Raw genomic sequence first — 17,796 nt, 5'->3', positions numbered from 1 at the left:
TGCTAACGCACTAAGCCTTTCAGAAGTAAAGGCAGAATATCCGAAGTCAGTAGGTATGACCTTACCGGAAAATTGCAGAAAAATGAGAAGGTAAATAGTGACAACACAACCATTAATGTCAAAGATCTTTCTGCAGAAAATTATTTCTTAAAGATGAAGGAAGGAAAACCTGAAAGATCTTATAAAATTATCAGGAAGTAAGCTTCAACTTAAATAAAAAAGACGTTTCGATCGAAACGTCTTTTTACTTTATTTTGGCAGGCCTCTCTTCAGAGCAATTTCTGCCCTTTTAACAGCTACTTTTTCTTTCCAGTCCATATATTTCTTTTTGAAATTAGACTTCATGATGTCATCGAACTTACGCTGTACCGTTAAGTTCCATAGGGAATGAGCTTTTACCGCCCAAGATTTGTCCCATGCCCTCAAAGAAATAGAGAAACTTCCGTCCAGATATTTCATCCAGTGCCACCATCCGGTCGGCATGAATAAAGTATCTCCATGCTCCAGGAAGCATTCTATACCCTCTACACCATCCAGTGCGGGGAATTTTGTGAAATCCGGGTTTTCAATATCATAATCTTCCAGCGCATAGGTTGCATAAGGAATCTGATACAGCCTTTCTTTCCACTTATAATCAAAAAGAAGGATATGTTTTCTTCCGTTGAAGTGGGTATGGAAAATATGTGCCATGTCAATATCAAAATGGAGGAAGGTTACCGAACCTTTTCCACCGAAGAACATATTCGGATATTTATCAAGGAAGCCTCCCATGAGTGCCTTAGGAGAAATATAATCTTCCAAAAGCTTTGGAGCGTATTTTATAGGGTCGAAAAGGAATATTCTCAGATCTGTAGGCTCTCGCTGTATAAGATCTATATAATCTCCAAACTTCATTTTTGCGGCAGATGCATTGATGGGAGCAGAAGGATCTGCTTTCGAGCTGTCATATAACGGAACCTCCACATCTCCTACAACCTCCTTCATATATTCCATTGTCCATTTTTCATAAGCAGGCCATTTTCTTGCCATATTTTTGATGACAACGGGCCTTCTTGGCTTTAGATATTTTTCGTAGAATTCTTCTTTAGAAATATCATCGACAACATCTATAGGCTTTAAAATAATTCCCATTTTAATAATTTTATGTTACAAAATTATTAAATAAATATTTACGAACCCTCTGTTTAATTTTTTTTTAATCTATGATTCAAATCAGATTTTACAATTTAGACTAAATAAAAATATAAATATTTATTTGTACCAAAAAAACTGTAAAAATGAAACAAAATACCCTGTAAGAGAATTACAGGGCAAAAACACAAATTAGATGAATAAAAATCCATTCAGCCACTAAGGTATTATTTTTATTTAATAAGCAAAATCAGCTGAAAGTTGATAACATTAATAAGATGGAATGAATAAGTTATTTTAATTCAAAACACGGGGATATAACTTTAATTATAATTTTTAAATCGGATAGCTTGAGAAATTTTTTTTACAAAATAAAAAAATATTGATTTTTTAATATTTTTTTAAATCATTGATTAATAGTAATTTAAAATTTGTATTGTCACTACAGATTATACCTGAATAAGCTCCTGACAGGTATTGTTTTTACAAATTAAAGCCTTAAACATCACATTTTTAACAATTAATATTGATTTATTATTTCAAATGAAAAAAAATATAACGATATTTTTAGTGATAAGATTTAACCTTTGCCCATAAAACACATCTTTAAGAAAAGTGTAACGAAAAACAATAATGGATAACTAATTGAGCAAATAATAAGTATGAAAAAGAATATTTCCTTATTTCTGATGCTTTTCTTTACTGTGCTTACTTTTGCACAGAAAACCGTATCAGGAAAGATCACTGATGATGACGGGGTAGCGATACCCAGTGCCAGCGTTACGATTGAAGAGCCGGGTAAAGATGCTATTCTTGCCTATGGAATTACCAATTCTAAAGGTGAATATAAAGTAACATTCACTTCCGGGGAAAGTAATGTGGACCTTAAGGTAAAAGCATTCAATCAGAAGCCCCTTACCAGGCAGATCAGTAACAGCGATCAGACCCTTAATTTCAAAATGCAGTCTGAAGCAACAGAGATAAAGGAAGTACAGCTGAAAACCAAAATGATCACAGCAAGAGGAGACACCATTTCTTATGATCTTAAAGCATTCAACAGTAAAAACGACCGAACCCTGGCCGATGTCATGAAAAAAATCCCGGGAATTGAAGTGAATAAGGACGGAAGCATCCTGTATCAGGGGAATGCAATCAACAAATTCTATGTCAATGGGAAAGACCTCATGGAAGGAGGATATGGAACGATCAACAATTCACTTCCGAAAGATGCTGTACAGAAGGTGGAAGTGCTGGAAAACCACCAGCCGGTTAAGATCCTTCAGGATAAGGTTCCTTCAGAGCAGGCAGCCATCAACATTAAGCTGAAAAATTCTGTGACCATGACGGGTAGAGGAGAAGTAGGAACAGGTTTCGGAGATCCATGGCTTTGGAATGTAAAGCTGACGCCTATGTTTTTCGGGCAGAAAAGTCAGTGGGTAGTCAATTACAAAACCAATAATATGGGAGAACAGGTGGAAAATGAAGGAAATATCCTGGCGTTCGGAAGCAGTTGGGAAGGAAGAAGAAGCAATATCTCTCAAAATAACTGGTTAAATGTAGAAAATGCAAGCACACCGGATCTTCCGGTAAAAAGATACCTGATGAACAGTGTACATTACTTATCTGCCAATTATCTTACCAACATCGATAAAAAGAAAGAATGGGAGCTCAAAGCCAATGCCAATTATACCAACAATGCGGTGGAAAGAGAGTCAAACAGTATTACCAGAGATATCCAGCAGGGGATACAGTACAATACAAGGTTCCTCAACAATTTTTATACAGATAAGCTGAAAGGAGAATTGATCTTTACTAAAAATGCCAAAAAGGGATTCTTTAAGAATACAACGACATTCTCCCAGTTTTGGAACGCAGACAGGGCCCTGGCGGAAAGAAATGATAATATCGGATACAGACTTGGAAACGAAGCGGTAGAATCACCTACTTCCTCTTTTCAGAACTCTTTGAGTACCATTATTCCATGGAAAGAGAAAATGGTGAATCTGAAATCTTATATCAGCTATCAGAATGATAGGCAGACATTGGAGATATCTCCTGCAAATTATTTGCAGTTTCCTTACAAAGAGCCGGGAAGCACTGATCTTTCTACCATTGATTTCACTCCGGGAAGTACGGCTTTACAGCATTTTAAAATTAAAACATTAGATACATCACATTCTGCCAATATCAGTTTCTCCACAAAAGGCTGGACATTTACACCACAGGTAGGATTTGATTACTCTACAGATAATCTGATTACAAATTTTGATGGAAGCACAGTAGGTAATTCTCCGGATTTTGGAAGCTTAGCCTATGAAAATGATTTGAAATTCACAAGAATAAATCCGTCTGCTTCGGTGGGAATTAATTATAAATCCGAATCATGGAGCTTATTTTCAAGCTTCCCGGTAAATTTCAATAATATCAAGGCTGAAGATGCTTTCAGAAATGTTTCAAAATCTTTGAATAAAGTAACCTTTACCCCTACTATTTTTGCCCAATATTCATTCGCTTCGTTTTTTAAAGCAAGCATCAATGGAAGCATCAGTAATAATTTTGGAGATATTCAGACCGCGTATGCCGGATATATTCTGACGAGTCCCGGAGGATTTAATGTTATGAACCCTAATAATCCAATACCGGAAACCAATACAACAAATGGGGGAGTAAGACTGGAGTACAGAAACCCGCTAAATAACCTTTTCTTTAATGTAGGATACAGGCTGAGTGATGCTAAAAACAATTTGATTGCTTCGAGTATCGTTAATGAATCAGGATTTAGGGTGACCGAATATCTGGAAAGAGAAAATAAAAGAACAAGTAACAGCTATTATGCGGAAATCGGGAAATATTTTCCGAAGTTTAAAACCAATGCATCATTAAACTACAGCAATACAATATCTAAATCTCAATCCATCAGAAATGATGATGATATTGATACAAAAACAAACGGTAATACTTTAGGGTTTAAGATCAACAATACATACTTCTCATGGATGAGCATTGACTTTAATGCCTCGAAAACCTGGAACAAGCAGTCTAATATTTACCTTACAGGAAATAAAGGGAAGTCAGAAGGATACAATCATAATTTGAACGTTTTCTTCTATCCGTTAGAAAACCATACCATCGGATTCTATTGGGATCAGATCAACTCAAAATCTGCTGATATGAAATACAACAATGGTTTCTTTGATCTTTCCTATCAGTTTTCATGGGCTAAAAAGAAAGTTGATTTCGAGTTGAAATGGATGAATATTGCCAACAAAAAAGTATTTGAAAGAATTGATATTGATAATACAACCATTACACAGACAACCATGCTGCTTCGCCCAAGCCAGGTAATGTTTACTGTAAAGTTCAACTTTAAATAAAATAACAAAAAACCAATCCCGGAGGATTGGTTTTTTGTTGAGATATATTGATGGATTAAAAACCCTGATCATCTGCAGAAGGGCCATAGCTTCCGGGGAGCGGAATGTCATTCAGCCGGTAATATACTCCAAGCTGAGCTCTGTGATGGGTAATCTGGTTCAGGGCATGACGGATGGACTCATATTTTGTCCATTTTGCCAGTTCGTGGCCATTGTTTTTCAGAGCCCAGGTCGCATTCAGGTCACTTTCCTGAGCATTTTCAAGAGCTTCCTTTCCGGATCGATAATTCTGGTCAAGAGCTTGCAGAAGATCCTCTCTGGTAGAAAATTGCTTGGGCTGATAACCACTGCCCGCAAAATCAAGCTCAGAAGTTTTAAGCATGGTATCGGGCCATTCAAAGATTTCAGCAATATGGGTAGAAAGAGGCATCATTTTCATGCTTTTCTCGTGGGGTGCATAATCGTTCTTTCCTTCGGGATAAGCCTCGAAAAATTTTCTGGTCGTCTGATACTCAGAGGTAAACTCATTTTTAAATTGGGATAAGGTGTCCATATTATTTTGTTTTTTAGTATCTTAAAGGTAAGATTTTTAGCCTCTAAAATGTTGTAAAGAAATCATAATTTTTTGATGCTGCGTACACCTTTTGTACAGGGAAAGAGGTCTTCCCGAAAAATAAAATTTGAAAAAAGCTGTAACAAAAACAAAGATCCCAGTACTAATTATATAAACCTTGATACAATGAAAAAGTTATTCTCCGTATTTCTTATCACTCTTTTTGCCTTTGCATGGGCGCAGGAATCCAAAGAAACCGCAAACCGTTTCTTTTATGAACTGACTTTTAAGCCGAAGAAAGATTCGGCAAAACTGGATAAGGTTATTACGATCCTGGATATTACACCAGTAAAATCTATTTATCAGGATTATACAATGCCTGCTCAGGATTCTATTATTAAAGTTCAGGTAGAAGAAATGGAGAAGACTAAGTCGTTCAAAGACCTGAGTAAAATGATAAGATGGCCTAAGTTTTCCTATAAGATTATCAAAAGCTACCCTGAAATGAAGGTGCAGTATGTAGATAAGATCAGCAGAAACTTTTTCTCTTATGATGATGACGTGAAATTGCAATGGAATATTTTACCTGAAAAACAGAAAATAGGTGTGTACAATGCTCAGAAAGCAACTACAGAATTTGGAGGAAGACAATGGACAGCATGGTTCAGCTCAGATATTCCTTTTCAGGATGGACCATATAAATTTTCAGGATTGCCTGGCTTGATTGTCAAAATAGAAGATGCTGATAAAAATTATTCATGGCAGCTTAGTGGAAACAAAAAAATAGAAAATTATGATGAAGTGTCCTATGCAGATAAGATCAATGCTAAAATGGGAATGTCTAGCAACACGATAACTCCAACAACAAAAGAAAAATTTCAAAAATCATTTGATGCCTTTAAGGCGGATCCTTTTGCTGAATCCCGTCCTTACATGACACCAGAGACAATGAGCAAACCAATGCCGGGAACAGACGGAACAATAGGAGATTTTATGAAAAGAATGGAAAAACAAGTAAAGGATTTCTTTGGATCCAATGATAACCCGATTGAAAAAGAGAAGGCTTCAGATAAAAAGAAAAAATAAGCATTCATATCAACTAAATTATATTCCGAATCAACCCAGATACAGCCATGTATTTGGGTTGATTTTTATTAAATATATTCTACACTTAAATAGAATTTGTTAAAAAAAGAATACTATTTTGAATTAATTTATTAGAATATGCCAGTTAATTTAAGAATTAGTAAACAAAATTTGATTTTATATATTCTTCTTAGTATGTTTGTTTGACAACAATTTAAAATATTATACAATGAAAAAAATTATTTTCATGTTGTTATTGACAACATCAGTAATGTTACTTGCTAAGAATGAAAGACCAATTAAGAAGGCAGAGCTTAAAAAAGAAACAAAAACAATTTTAATAGTTAAGAAAACTATTGAGGAAGAAAAAGTTAAAGTAAAGGAGATTAAAAAGATAAGTAAGGAAGGTATGAATTTGGAAGGATGTATGGCTATTGCCTCCTATGTTGGAAGTTACGACCCTCCGTTAGGTGCGGCAATGATGGGAGAATGTGTTCGAAATTATAATTAGTATAAGCCACATTTTAAAATCAACCCAGATGCAGCAATGCATCTGGGTTGATTCTTTTAAGGACGAAACGTTATTTAGATTAAATTTAAATAACGTATATTTGTATCACTAAAAATCAGGCTTTGAAAGAGAAAGGATTACATAAATTAAGTGGATTCCCTAAAAACAAAATGGGGAAGATATTGGGGTATGATAATGACCATCTGAAAATGCCCAATAAAATCATTGAAATGGGGCTTCTTCCGGAAACTGTTTTCAGGATTTTATACCAGGCTCCTTTTAATGGGCCTATGTATGTGGAGTTTGGAGCAGAGAAAAGCCGGATTGCTCTTCGTGAGGAAGAAGGAGATTATATCATTGTTGAAGAATTGAATTAATGCAGGAAAACAAGAAAAAACAGATACTTTTAGTCGGAAATCCCAATGTAGGAAAGTCAACGGTTTTTAACTCCCTTTGTAACAAAAAGCAGAAGACCGGAAACTATGCCGGTGTTACCGTTGCAAGCCATTCGGGAAACTATACATATAAAAATGAGGAAGTTGAAGTCATTGACCTTCCCGGTTCTTATAGTGTTTATCCAAGCTCTGAGGATGAAGCTATTTTTTCAAAATATCTTATTGACGAACAGAAAAACTACGCAGGAGTCGTTTATATCCTTGAAGCACTCAGCTTAAAAAGAGGGCTTCTTCTGTTCCAGCAGATCCAGGATCTTGGAATTCCAATGATTCTGATTGTCAATCAGATGGATCAGGCAGAAAGAAGAGGCATAACCATCGATATTCAAAAATTTTCCGAAGCATTGGGGATTAAGATCATTCAGACCAATGCCAAAAAACAGATCGGAATTGATGAAATAAGAGAAGCCGTTTATAGTGGTGAATTTGTAAAGACGGATAAGATTTCTTTTGAAACGCCGAACGAGCACAGGGATTTTATTCAGAAGCTGGCATCACACAAAGGCCTGGACAATGAATATAAAGCATGGATGAGCCTTTCACTGGGCACAGATCTTGGCAGGATAGAATCTGTCATGGATCAGATTAATGAATCTGAAGCTAAAAGTTTGGTTCCTAAAAGATTACAGGTTCAGGAAACCGTCAGAAGATACCAGAATGTTGATAAAATACTGGAAGATGTTATTTCCAAAAAGCCTCAGTTTAAAGAATTGCTGACTGAGAAACTGGACAGGGTTTTAGTTCATAAATTCTGGGGATATGTTGTGTTCCTGCTCATCTTATTGGTTATTTTCCAGAGTGTATTCTTCCTGGCAGAATATCCGATGAACTGGATTGAAGAGACGTTCTCATGGCTGGCAGCCTTTACCGGGGAGCACCTTCCGGAAGGGCCGGTAAATTCGCTGATCTCCAACGGAATTGTTCCGGGAGTAGGGGGAATTGTCGTATTTGCCCCGCAGATCGGGATTCTGTTATATTTCCTTTACTTATTGGAAGACTCAGGATATATGGCAAGAGTGGTATTCCTGATGGATAGGCTGCTTCGTCCGTTCGGACTGAACGGGAAAAGTATTGTTCCACTGGTTTCGGGGACAGCTTGTGCTATTCCGGCTGTAATTTCCACAAGAAATATTGAAAACATAAAAGAAAGATTGCTGACCATTCTTGTAACGCCGTTTATGACATGTTCTGCAAGGCTTCCGGTATACAGTATCATCATCGGCCTGATTATTTCAGAAGGAACATTTTTAGGAATAAAATATAAAGCGCTGGTTTTGATGGCCATGTATCTGCTTGGGTTTTTAGTGGCCTTATTCTCAGCGGCCATTCTCAAAAGATTTATTAAAAACAAAGGAAAAACCTATCTGGTAATGGATCTTCCTGCCTATAAAAAACCGCTTTTCGGATATGACCTTAAAATGGTTTTAGGTAAAGTATGGGATTTCATCACCGGAGCCGGGAAGATAATTTTCATCGTAAGTATCATTATCTGGTTCTTAAGCTATTTCGGACCTAAGCAGGATCCGAATGAATTTGTTGCCACCAATGTAGAGCTGGATCATTCTTATCTGGCGAAAATGGGTAAAGGAATAGAGCCCGTGATCGCTCCGCTGGGTTACGACTGGAAAATGGGTGTGGGAATCCTTACAAGCTTCGTTGCAAGAGAAGTTTTTGTAGGAACCATGTCTACTTTATACAGCCTGGAAGATGATGCGCCGGAAGTAAAGGTGATCGAGAAAATGAGAAGAGATGTAAAACCGGACGGCGAAAAGGTATTCAGTTTTGCAACAGGAATTTCCGTTCTTCTGTTTTATGCATTTGCAATGCAGTGTGTTTCCACACTTGCAGTAGTCTACAGAGAAACCAAAAGCTGGAAATGGACCGGCTTTCAGGTAGCCATGATGACCGGTTTGGCATATTTTGTGTCGATGATAGCATATCAGATCTTAAAGTAATGGACTCATCATTAATTTTTCAATACGTTATTATCTTATTAGTGGTAGCATTTGCATGTTACTCCCTATTTAAGGTGCTAAAAAAGAATTTTGCTCCAAAGAAATTCAGCTCCAAAAGAAGCGGCTGCGATAAAGATTGCGGTTGTTCTTAAAATCAGCTTCAGTGGGTAATTGAAAAAAATGTAGTATTTTCATTTTTTTAATTTAACATATCCGTTTTGGGCAGGTCAAAAGCTTTTTTCGTTTTGTTATTTTTTCTGTTTGCTTTGCAGATGGAAGCCCAGACCGATACTGCTCTTGTGAAGTCATATGCAGAACAAGTGATGATCCGTGCTAATCTGGACACCAATATCGAAAGCTATATCTTTTCGGAAGGAGAATATAAAAATGCCAATAAGACGGTATTGTCGATCAACAATAAAATAAAAACTTCCCTTTCGGTAGATTACAAGATCATCAGTGCCACCTTGTCATTTGCTCCACACTTTTTTAACGACAATAATGACGATGAGCTGAAAGGAAGAAGCTCTTATACGGATCTGAGCTTCAGATTTTTTCCCAAAAGATTTATTCAGACTCTTTACTATAAAAATGTAAAGGGGTTTTATATTGAAAACATGAAAGATTTTCTTCCGGAATGGGAGGAAGGAAGAGATCCCTATATCCGGTTTCCGGATTTAAGGGTGCAAAGTTTTGGAGGATCTACATCTTATGTTCTTAATAAAAACTTCTCAGCAAAAAGTATTTATACCCAGGGAGAATGGCAAAAAAAGAGCAGCGGAAGCTGGGTTCCTTTTCTGGACTATGACCTTACCATTTTCAGAAATAAGATTGAAGATATAGAAAGTAAAGAACTTCAGTATAATATTGGAGGCAATATCGGATATTTTTACAATTGGGTAATTGGTAAAAAGGTAAATATCTCCCCTTATTTGGCTGTAGGGATCGGAGGAAAATTTTCGAGTTACCGTGATAGGGAAAACGGCGGATCAAAAGAAAATATACAATACCTTACAGTAAGAATGGATGGAGGCCTCCATATCGGATATAATACAGACCGGTTTCTGTTTGGAGGAAAAATCAATTTCAATGGAGATACCTATCAGAAAAGCAATCAAACGACAGAAAATAATAATCTATACGGATTGCTGTACATCGGATACCGTTTTGCCCCGCCGAAAGTGGTAAAAAACACTTACGAAAAAATTCAAAAAAAGATTCCCGTCCTGTAAGTTGAAGTCTTTTTAAGTATCTTTGTTTCGGACAATTTATTATACTAACAACAAAGAAATATAAAATCATAATGTCGTTAATAAAATCTATTTCAGGAATTCGCGGAACGATAGGCGGAAAAGTAAATGATAACTTAACGCCGCTTGATGTGGTAAAATTCGCTTCCGCATTCGGAACCTGGCTCCAGAATAATAAAAATAAAAAAGACCTGACCCTTGTTATAGGGAGAGACGCCAGAATATCCGGTCAGATGGTATCTTCCTTAGTTACTGCAACATTACAGGGACTTGGGATCAATGTAGTAGATCTTGGATTATCTACAACGCCTACCGTTGAAGTAATGGTTCCTGAGCTGAATGCAGACGGGGGAATTATCCTTACAGCATCCCACAATCCAAAACAGTGGAATGCTCTTAAGCTTTTGAACGAAAAGGGAGAATTTATCAGTGGTGAAAACGGTGCTGAAGTATTGGCTTTAGCAGAAAATGAAGATTTCAATTATGCAGAAGTGGATGATCTTGGAAAGTATGAAACAAGAGATGATGCATTTGATATTCATATCCAGCAGATCCTTGACCTGCCGATGGTAGATGTTGAAGCGATCAAAGCTAAGAGCTTTAAAGTAGTGCTGGATGCGGTAAACTCTACAGGAGGGATTGTCATTCCCATGCTTTTAGATAAATTAGGTTGTGAAACCATTAAATTATACTGTGAACCGACAGGGCATTTCCCTCACAATCCTGAACCTTTGAAGGAGCATTTGGGAGATATCTGTGAATTGGTAAAAAAAGAAAATGCCGATTTGGGAATTGTAGTGGATCCGGATGTTGACAGATTAGCCCTAATCGACGAAAAAGGCGAAATGTTCGGAGAAGAATATACGCTGGTTGCCGTTGCGGATTACTTATTGAAGCATAAAAACGGGACAGCGATCTCTAACCTTTCTTCAAGCCGTGCTCTGAGAGATGTGGCGAGGTCCCACAATTCAGAATACTTTGCCAGTGCAGTAGGGGAGGTGAATGTAGTGACTCTGATGAAGGAGAAGAATGCTGTGATCGGAGGAGAAGGGAATGGAGGAATTATCTACCCTGAATTACATTATGGAAGAGATTCTTTAGTAGGAGTAGCATTATTTTTAACGCACTTAGCCAAAGAAAATAAAACAGTTTCTGAGCTGAGAGCAGGATATCCGGCGTATTTCATGGGTAAAAAGAAAATAGAGCTGACTCCCGAGATCGATGTGGATGCTATTTTAAGCAAAATGGAACAGGAATATCAGAATGAGGAAGTATCAACGGTTGATGGGGTGAAAATTGACTTTGAAAACAATTGGGTTCACCTTAGAAAATCGAATACTGAGCCGATCATCAGAATTTATACGGAAGCTTCATCACAGGAAGAAGCCGACCAATTAGGAGATGATATCATTGCCAAGATCAGAAGTTTAATTTAAATAGATCATAAGAACGGAACGAATAGAGCTCCGTTCTTTTTTTATACCGGAATGTTTGAACACATTAAAAACAGATTTCCTTTCCCGAAAGAAAAATGGAGAAAGTTCCTGGGCTGCTTCGAACGCATGGAAGTTCCTTCCAAAACGGAGCTTTTAAAGGAAGGAGAGATTTCGTACAATGCTTATTACCTTGAAAAAGGAATGGTGAGAGCCTGGTACAATAATGATGGCAAAGATGTTACCTTTCAGTTTTTCCTTGAAAACACAATGTTTTCTTCCCTTGAAAGCTTTAAAAAAGGGCTGCCGAGTATGGTCTCTTTTGAAACAATAGAACCCTGTATCTTATACAGGATCAATAAACCTGATGTGGAAGCTTTTTTAGAAGAGATCTATGAAAACTCCGAACTCAGAAGTCTATTCATGGATGCTCTCTTTGAAAGGATTTTTGACTATATGAAGCATTTTTTTTCATTCATCAAAGACACTCCGCAGCAACGCTATATCAATCTGGTTAAAGCAAAACCTGAGATCATCAAAAGAGTTCCCCAGCATTATATTGCTTCCTATTTAGGCATTACAACCGTACATCTCAGCAGAATAAAAAGTAAGATACTGAAAGAAAAGCTTCTTTAAATACGGGAAGGATGCCGGAAATTGACAGTTGATAACAAATGTTATTGCTCAGGGATCTGCTCAGGAAATAATTTTGCATAAAAATGTAAAACAATGAAAGCGGCAATAGTATTTGAAAAAGGAAGTATTCCTCGGTATGCGGATTTCCCGGAACCTGAAATCACAACAGATGATGAAATTTTGGTTTCAGTAAAAGCGGCATCCATTAAAAATCTTGACAGAGCCAGGGCAAGCGGCAATCACTATTCTACGGAAAATGAGGTGCATCAACCTAAAGTCATCGGTTCGGACGGGGTAGGATATCTGGAAAACGGAAGCAAAGTATACTTTTTCAGTAAAAAAGGAACCGTTGCCGAGAGGGCCGTGGCGGATAAGAAAGTGATGGTTCCAATTCCGGAAGCTCTGGATCTTTCTGTGGCAGCAGCGTTGCCCAATGCAGTAATGGGATCTGCGATGGGTCTGAAATTTAAAGCCGGAATGCAGCCCGGAGATACCGTTTTGATCAATGGAGCAACAGGGATTACCGGAAGAATAGCCGTTCAGATTGCCAGATTATATGGAGCCCAAAAAATTATAGTTACCGGAAGAAATGAAAAGTCCCTGAAGGAACTTCTGGATTTAGGAGCTGATGAAGCCGTTTCCCTTCAGCTAAGTGATGAAGACTTCAGGCAAAAGATCAAAAATATCCATCAGGAGACCCCTGTTGATATCATCCTGGATTATATCTGGGGGCATTCTGTAGAACTGATCCTGTCAGCCTTCAAAGGAGACGGAACGTTTTCCCATAGGACGAAGCTCATTACGGTAGGTGGAATGAGTGGAGATACCATTCAGCTGTCCTCCCAGATCCTCAGAGGAACTGATATTCAGATCTCAGGATCAGGATTAGGGAGCTGGACGAAGGAAGAATCTGCTCTTCTGTTTTCAGAGATCATCCCGGAAATGTTTCAGGCGGCCGTGGAGGGAAAGATTAAAATAGAAACACAAGAGATTGATATCAAAGATATTGAATCCGGGTGGAATGCTGAGATACAAAGCGGAAAACGGCTGGTAATAAGAATTTAACTGCAATTTCATTTTTTTATCCACAATCCTTTTATTGGTTTTCTTTTTTTACTATTTTTATAATAGAAATTTATGAAATGGAAAATTCAAAAAAAAGTTGCAACTTTGCATAAATATTTGAATATCAGTTTCAGATGTATTATTAATTAAAAGTTTGCCGAGGTCTGTAAGCAAATTCAGACATCGGGCCGACAAAGAGGACACTATTGGAAGAGTATTTTGGAAATGAACTTGTAAAGAAGTTCGAGGAAATGATGGAAAACAATGACGAATTCTACTTCGATACCGAAGAGCTGGAAGACATTATTGTTTATTATTTGGAGCTTGGTGATTTTAATTACGCCGATATGGCGGTTAATTACGGACTCAAGCTTCATCCCAATTCATTGGATATCAAGATCAAAAAGCTTGAAATCCTTCTGGAATGGGAAGAGTATAATACGGCGAAGGAGCTTATTGATGAGCTGAAAGGTTCCTCTATGGAAAACACGGACTTTTTGGTTTGCTACGCCAAGTATTATTCGAATCTAGGAAATCCCAGAAAATCCATTGAAATCTGTAAAAAAGCTTTGACATTAGAGGAAGAAGAAAACTTTCTCCACAACTTTATTGCGGATGAATATGTGAATCTCGGAGATCCTTTTAACGCTCTTAAACATTACAGAAAAGCGCTGAAGGAAGATCCGGCGGATGAATATGCGCTGGAAAACTGCATGGTGTGTTTCAGTGACCTGAATAAGAGCGAGGAGGCTACTGCCTTTCTTAATGAATATTTGGATGAATTCCCTTATTCTGAAACCGCATGGTTTGAATACGGGCAGTTTTATTTCAACAGAAAAAATTATGATGAAGCCATAAAAGGATATGACTACCTGCTGGCGATCAATTCAAATTCTGTGGGAGTATATGCTAATAAAGCGGCTTGCTATGAAGCTTTAGGACAATATCAAAAGGCTATTGAAACCTATGAGGAAATGCTTGAGCTTGAATATACCAAGGCATTTACCTTTTATAAGATCGGATTATGTAATAAAGCGTTAAAACAGCCTATTTTAGCTTTAAATGCCTTCCAGAAATCATTAAGAGAAGACCCTCAGTTTTATCTTGCCATGATGGAGCAGTCCTATCTTTACGAAGAAATGGGCGGAATGTCTGAAGCATTGCACTTTGCAAAAGAAGCAACCCAATTGAACGAAAACAATCTTGACTATCAGAAAAGATTAGCGTTCTTATTCATCGATTCAGGAAAGTTTGAAGAAAGCCTTTCCTGCCTTAAAAAGCTGGTGGATGCGGAACCTACAAGATTCTACAATTGGTATGCCTATTCAGAGGTTCTGATGCTGGTCGGAGAATATGAGGAAGCGGTAACGGTGTTGAATAGAGCAATCAAAAAACACCACAGAGCCGAATTGTATTATCAGTTAAGCAACTGTTTTTTCAACCTGAAGGATCAGAGCAAAGGAATAGAATCGCTTCAGAAGGCGGTAGATCTGGACCCGTCTTTAGTCAAGGATATGCAGAAAAAATATCCGTACATCAAAGATGAGGTGAAAAAGGTAAAAGCTTCTAAAGTGAAGAAAAAGAATTAGATTAAATCTTAAATTAAATAGAAAGTCTGCAGAAATGCAGGCTTTTTTTTATTCATAATTGGGATCGGGTGTAAATGTTGCGGAATAGTATAAGATATAAAGAGCTTTGAATGAGCATTAAAATAATTTATTTTCAGTAGAGCATAATGAAATTCATTCCGTCGTTGTCCCTGAAGTTCTATCTATTTTTTGGGATTGGTTCTTAGAAAGATTAATCCGCCAATAATAACTCCTGCCCCTATAAACTGCAGATAAGTCAGCTTTTCACCGTCTATGATACCCCAGATAATTGCTACAATAGGCATTACTAAAGTAACGGTGGATGCAAAAAGAGGAGAGGAAACTTTCAGTAAACGATAGTTCATCATCATGGCCAAACCCGTCCCGAAAATAGATAACAGGCTGACAAACATCAATCCCAGTAAGTTATCTTTAGAAAAACTGAATTCTGAAAAGAACCCGGTACCCGTCAATGCAATGATAGATGGAAAAAATAATACAAAGGAGAAAACAAAAGCAGACAGAATAGTGGAAGAAACCTCCATCAGCTTTGATTTTACGGTCGTTGTGCTCAAGGCATAGCATAATGTTGCCAACAATAGCAATAAGATGGGAATCAGCTTAAACTCTCCACTTTCTCCACCCCCGAAAGCGAGGATACAAACTCCTGTAAAGCTTATTAATGTTCCTATGATCTGCTTCCTAGTGGTTTCAAATTTCCAGATCAGTGCCCCCACAATAATCACAAAAATAGGCATCATAGAATTGATGATTCCCGCAATACTGCTGCTTACTTCCGTTTCCGCAATAGGAAACAGGAACATCGGGATGAAATTCCCGGTAAATGCTGCAAGAATCAACCATTTCAGATGCTTTTTAGGAAAAAGTTTGTAGTTAGAAATGGCAATAGGAAGCAAAATAATCCCGGCAATAAGAACTCTTAATGATCCCACCTGAAACGGATTGAAATGTTCCAGGGATTTTTTGATCAAAATAAATGAGGATCCCCAAATAATGCTCAGGATTATCAGAAGAACCCACTTTTCTTTATCTGCGTTCATTATTTTCGTGTAAGATTTTTAGAAATTCTTTTTTAGGAATCATTTTTGCCCCTAAGCTTTCCAGGTGTTCGGTATGAGATTGACAGTCAATTAGCTTCAGATCATCTTTGTTGCTTTCAACGAAGTGAATGAAGCCTGCTTTTGAAGCATTGCTTACCTTGGCAAACATGCTTTCTCCACAGAAAACATTGCCGATCTGTAGTCCGTAAAAACCACCTACAAGTTCTCCGTTCTGCCATACTTCAATACTTTTGGCTAAGCCATATTCATGAAGCTGAATAAAAGAACTCATCAGCTCATCAGAGAGCCAGGTGCCTGTCTGTTCTTTCCGGGTTGTCTGCTGACAGTTTCTGATGACTTCCCTGAAATTCCGGTTCTCTGAAAAAGTAAAAATATTCCTGTTCAGGATCTTTCTCATCGATTTTGAAATCTTTATTTCTTCAGGGAACAGGACAAATCTCGGATCCGGACACCACCACAGGATCTCCTCTCCGGGATTGTACCAGGGAAAGATACCCAGCTGATAGGCAAACCAAATGCGCTCTACAGACAGATCGCCCCCAAAGGCAACCAATCCTTCATGACCGTCATACAGTTCCGGGTCGGGAAATGAAATCTCGTTTTCGTCTAATCGGACCATTCTTAGAAAAAAAATCCCACTTCAAAAAGCAGGATTTATATTTGATCTTTTTCTTTAATTAGAAAGGTAAATCATCATCGTCATCTCCGGCAAACGGATTCTCGTTGGAAACCGGGGACGCTGACTGCTGAGGCATCGCCTGAGTAGGTTCTGAAGCATTATCGAAAACTTTCTCTACTCTCCACCCTGTAATAGAGTTGAAGTATTTAGTCTCACCCTGAGGAGAAACCCATTCTCTACCTCTGATGTTGATTCCTACCTTTACGTTCTCACCTTCTTTAAGGTTATCCAATAAGCTGATCTTATCAGATAAAAATTCTATGTTTATCGGCTGTGGATACTGTTCTTGAGTCAAAATAACCATTTCTCTCTTTTGAAATCCACTCGCAAATGTTTGAGTATCAAAAACTTTCTTTACCGTTCCTTGTAATTCCATATTGTAAGTATTAACGATGTAAAAGTAAGAAAATGAATCGTAATAATAGGGATGGTGTCAAAAAAAAGTAAAAATTTTAATTTTTTTCCGTGGAAAGTTTGGAGATAAAGGAAAATGTCCTATATTTGCACTCACAAAAACGAAGCAAGCTCTTTAAAACTTACAATACAAAAAAACCAGCGGATGTGGTGTAATTGGTAGCCACGCCAGACTTAGGATCTGGTGCCGTGAGGCGTGGGGGTTCGAGTCCCTTCATCCGCACTATGCGAAAATAGCTCAGCTGGTAGAGCACAACCTTGCCAAGGTTGGGGTCGCGGGTTCGAATCCCGTTTTTCGCTCCACACCATGCCCTGGTGGTGGAACTGGTAGACACGCAGGACTTAAAATCCTGTGCCTCTTTTGGCGTGCGGGTTCAAGTCCCGCCTGGGGTACAAGACCCTCTGTAATATACGGAGGGTTTTTTGTTTTATTAGAGAGCATTCTCTAAATAAAAAAATCTTATATTTGTAAGAAATAGAGCTGTAACGATTAAAAAGTGAACAGCAAAACCAGCGGATGTGGTGTAATTGGTAGCCACGCCAGACTTAGGATCTGGTGCCGTGAGGCGTGGGGGTTCGAGTC

16 protein-coding genes and 3 tRNA genes are annotated in these 17,796 nt (G+C 37.8%); 14 read left to right on the top strand and 5 right to left on the bottom strand.

Annotation, left to right across the window (positions count from 1 at the left end; translation table 11 throughout):
* The first annotated feature begins 36 nt into the window (after window positions 1-36).
* Window positions 37-201, top strand: a complete 165-nt coding sequence (locus tag AC4IF5_RS16570; RefSeq protein WP_490736515.1) for a T9SS type A sorting domain-containing protein — start codon at window positions 37-39, stop codon at window positions 199-201.
* A gap of 48 nt (window positions 202-249) precedes the next feature.
* Here the strand turns inward: AC4IF5_RS16570 and AC4IF5_RS16565 are convergent, their stop codons facing one another.
* Window positions 250-1,131, bottom strand: a complete 882-nt coding sequence (locus AC4IF5_RS16565) for a cupin-like domain-containing protein (RefSeq protein WP_490736402.1) — start codon at window positions 1,129-1,131, stop codon at window positions 250-252.
* A gap of 662 nt (window positions 1,132-1,793) precedes the next feature.
* On the opposite strand from AC4IF5_RS16565, the gene AC4IF5_RS16560 reads away from it, so the two are divergent.
* Window positions 1,794-4,505, top strand: coding sequence for a TonB-dependent receptor (locus AC4IF5_RS16560; RefSeq protein WP_490736400.1), 2,712 nt, complete (start codon window positions 1,794-1,796; stop codon window positions 4,503-4,505).
* 55 nt (window positions 4,506-4,560) lie between these two features.
* Here AC4IF5_RS16560 and AC4IF5_RS16555 read toward each other — a convergent pair whose 3' ends face one another.
* Window positions 4,561-5,058, bottom strand: a complete 498-nt coding sequence (locus AC4IF5_RS16555) for a DinB family protein (protein ID WP_490736398.1) — start codon at window positions 5,056-5,058, stop codon at window positions 4,561-4,563.
* Window positions 5,059-5,244: 186 nt separating this feature from the next.
* Between AC4IF5_RS16555 and AC4IF5_RS16550 the strand changes: the two genes are divergently transcribed.
* The 9 genes from AC4IF5_RS16550 (at window position 5,245) to AC4IF5_RS16510 (ending at window position 15,038) form a co-directional block, all read left to right on the top strand.
* Entirely contained in the window at window positions 5,245-6,144 is a 900-nt protein-coding gene (locus AC4IF5_RS16550; RefSeq protein WP_490736396.1) for a GLPGLI family protein, read from the top strand.
* A 229-nt stretch (window positions 6,145-6,373) separates the two neighbouring features.
* The gene (locus AC4IF5_RS16545; RefSeq protein WP_490736394.1) at window positions 6,374-6,655 is read left to right on the top strand and encodes a hypothetical protein; all 282 of its coding nucleotides are present in this window, start codon (window positions 6,374-6,376) and stop codon (window positions 6,653-6,655) included.
* A 122-nt stretch (window positions 6,656-6,777) separates the two neighbouring features.
* Window positions 6,778-7,032: a FeoA family protein gene (locus tag AC4IF5_RS16540; protein WP_123277129.1), complete on the top strand. Its 255-nt coding sequence runs from the start codon at window positions 6,778-6,780 to the stop codon at window positions 7,030-7,032.
* Window positions 7,032-9,065, top strand: coding sequence for a ferrous iron transport protein B (gene feoB / locus AC4IF5_RS16535; RefSeq protein ID WP_490736391.1), 2,034 nt, complete (start codon window positions 7,032-7,034; stop codon window positions 9,063-9,065). Before AC4IF5_RS16540 ends, feoB begins: the two co-directional genes overlap by 1 nt.
* Window positions 9,066-9,310: 245 nt before the next feature.
* Window positions 9,311-10,297, top strand: coding sequence for a DUF4421 family protein (locus tag AC4IF5_RS16530; protein ID WP_490736389.1), 987 nt, complete (start codon window positions 9,311-9,313; stop codon window positions 10,295-10,297).
* A 71-nt stretch (window positions 10,298-10,368) separates the two neighbouring features.
* Window positions 10,369-11,751 (top strand): phosphoglucosamine mutase, encoded by a 1,383-nt coding sequence (glmM, locus tag AC4IF5_RS16525; RefSeq protein WP_490736387.1) that lies wholly within the window; start codon window positions 10,369-10,371, stop codon window positions 11,749-11,751.
* A gap of 51 nt (window positions 11,752-11,802) precedes the next feature.
* On the top strand, window positions 11,803-12,384 hold the full coding sequence (locus AC4IF5_RS16520) for a Crp/Fnr family transcriptional regulator (protein WP_490736385.1): 582 nt from the start codon (window positions 11,803-11,805) through the stop codon (window positions 12,382-12,384).
* Window positions 12,385-12,477: 93 nt separating this feature from the next.
* Window positions 12,478-13,449: a quinone oxidoreductase family protein gene (locus tag AC4IF5_RS16515; protein ID WP_490736383.1), complete on the top strand. Its 972-nt coding sequence runs from the start codon at window positions 12,478-12,480 to the stop codon at window positions 13,447-13,449.
* Window positions 13,450-13,655: 206 nt separating this feature from the next.
* Window positions 13,656-15,038 carry a tetratricopeptide repeat protein gene (locus tag AC4IF5_RS16510; RefSeq protein ID WP_490736380.1) on the top strand — a complete coding sequence of 461 codons (1,383 nt, stop codon included), beginning with the start codon at window positions 13,656-13,658 and terminating at the stop codon, window positions 15,036-15,038.
* A gap of 182 nt (window positions 15,039-15,220) precedes the next feature.
* Here the strand turns inward: AC4IF5_RS16510 and AC4IF5_RS16505 are convergent, their stop codons facing one another.
* The 3 genes from AC4IF5_RS16505 to AC4IF5_RS16495 are packed head-to-tail and all read right to left on the bottom strand — an operon-like array spanning window position 15,221 to window position 17,175.
* Entirely contained in the window at window positions 15,221-16,099 is an 879-nt protein-coding gene (locus tag AC4IF5_RS16505) for a DMT family transporter (RefSeq protein ID WP_490736378.1), read from the bottom strand.
* Window positions 16,086-16,739, bottom strand: coding sequence for a leucyl/phenylalanyl-tRNA--protein transferase (aat, locus tag AC4IF5_RS16500; RefSeq protein WP_490736377.1), 654 nt, complete (start codon window positions 16,737-16,739; stop codon window positions 16,086-16,088). The genes AC4IF5_RS16505 and aat overlap by 14 nt, the downstream gene beginning before the upstream one ends.
* A 58-nt stretch (window positions 16,740-16,797) precedes the next feature.
* Complete coding sequence (locus tag AC4IF5_RS16495; RefSeq protein WP_490736375.1) at window positions 16,798-17,175, bottom strand: DUF3127 domain-containing protein; 378 nt, start codon at window positions 17,173-17,175, stop codon at window positions 16,798-16,800.
* A 179-nt stretch (window positions 17,176-17,354) separates the two neighbouring features.
* On the opposite strand from AC4IF5_RS16495, the gene AC4IF5_RS16490 reads away from it, so the two are divergent.
* The 3 genes from AC4IF5_RS16490 to AC4IF5_RS16480 all read left to right on the top strand — a co-directional run bounded on the left by AC4IF5_RS16490 (window position 17,355) and on the right by AC4IF5_RS16480 (window position 17,606).
* A tRNA-Leu gene (locus AC4IF5_RS16490) sits at window positions 17,355-17,436 on the top strand.
* Window positions 17,437-17,440: 4 nt separating this feature from the next.
* Window positions 17,441-17,516, top strand: a tRNA-Gly gene (locus AC4IF5_RS16485).
* A gap of 6 nt (window positions 17,517-17,522) precedes the next feature.
* Window positions 17,523-17,606: transfer RNA gene (locus AC4IF5_RS16480), tRNA-Leu, on the top strand.
* Window positions 17,607-17,796: the final 190 nt, after the last annotated feature.

Source organism: Chryseobacterium sp. UF-290 (assembly GCF_058245615.1).
This window is presented reverse-complemented; position numbering and strand designations above follow the sequence as displayed.

Excerpts from the sequence above, each read along its gene's own strand:
- AC4IF5_RS16545 (WP_490736394.1), top strand. The coding sequence starts at position 6,374 with ATGAAAAAAATTATTTTCATGTTGTTATTGACAACATCAGTAATGTTA.
- aat (WP_490736377.1), bottom strand. The coding sequence starts at position 16,739 with ATGGTCCGATTAGACGAAAACGAGATTTCATTTCCCGACCCGGAACTG.
- AC4IF5_RS16515 (WP_490736383.1), top strand. The coding sequence starts at position 12,478 with ATGAAAGCGGCAATAGTATTTGAAAAAGGAAGTATTCCTCGGTATGCG.
- AC4IF5_RS16555 (WP_490736398.1), bottom strand. The coding sequence starts at position 5,058 with ATGGACACCTTATCCCAATTTAAAAATGAGTTTACCTCTGAGTATCAG.
- AC4IF5_RS16520 (WP_490736385.1), top strand. The coding sequence starts at position 11,803 with ATGTTTGAACACATTAAAAACAGATTTCCTTTCCCGAAAGAAAAATGG.
- AC4IF5_RS16560 (WP_490736400.1), top strand. The coding sequence starts at position 1,794 with ATGAAAAAGAATATTTCCTTATTTCTGATGCTTTTCTTTACTGTGCTT.
- AC4IF5_RS16495 (WP_490736375.1), bottom strand. The coding sequence starts at position 17,175 with ATGGAATTACAAGGAACGGTAAAGAAAGTTTTTGATACTCAAACATTT.
- AC4IF5_RS16550 (WP_490736396.1), top strand. The coding sequence starts at position 5,245 with ATGAAAAAGTTATTCTCCGTATTTCTTATCACTCTTTTTGCCTTTGCA.
- glmM (WP_490736387.1), top strand. The coding sequence starts at position 10,369 with ATGTCGTTAATAAAATCTATTTCAGGAATTCGCGGAACGATAGGCGGA.
- AC4IF5_RS16505 (WP_490736378.1), bottom strand. The coding sequence starts at position 16,099 with ATGAACGCAGATAAAGAAAAGTGGGTTCTTCTGATAATCCTGAGCATT.
- feoB (WP_490736391.1), top strand. The coding sequence starts at position 7,032 with ATGCAGGAAAACAAGAAAAAACAGATACTTTTAGTCGGAAATCCCAAT.
- AC4IF5_RS16565 (WP_490736402.1), bottom strand. The coding sequence starts at position 1,131 with ATGGGAATTATTTTAAAGCCTATAGATGTTGTCGATGATATTTCTAAA.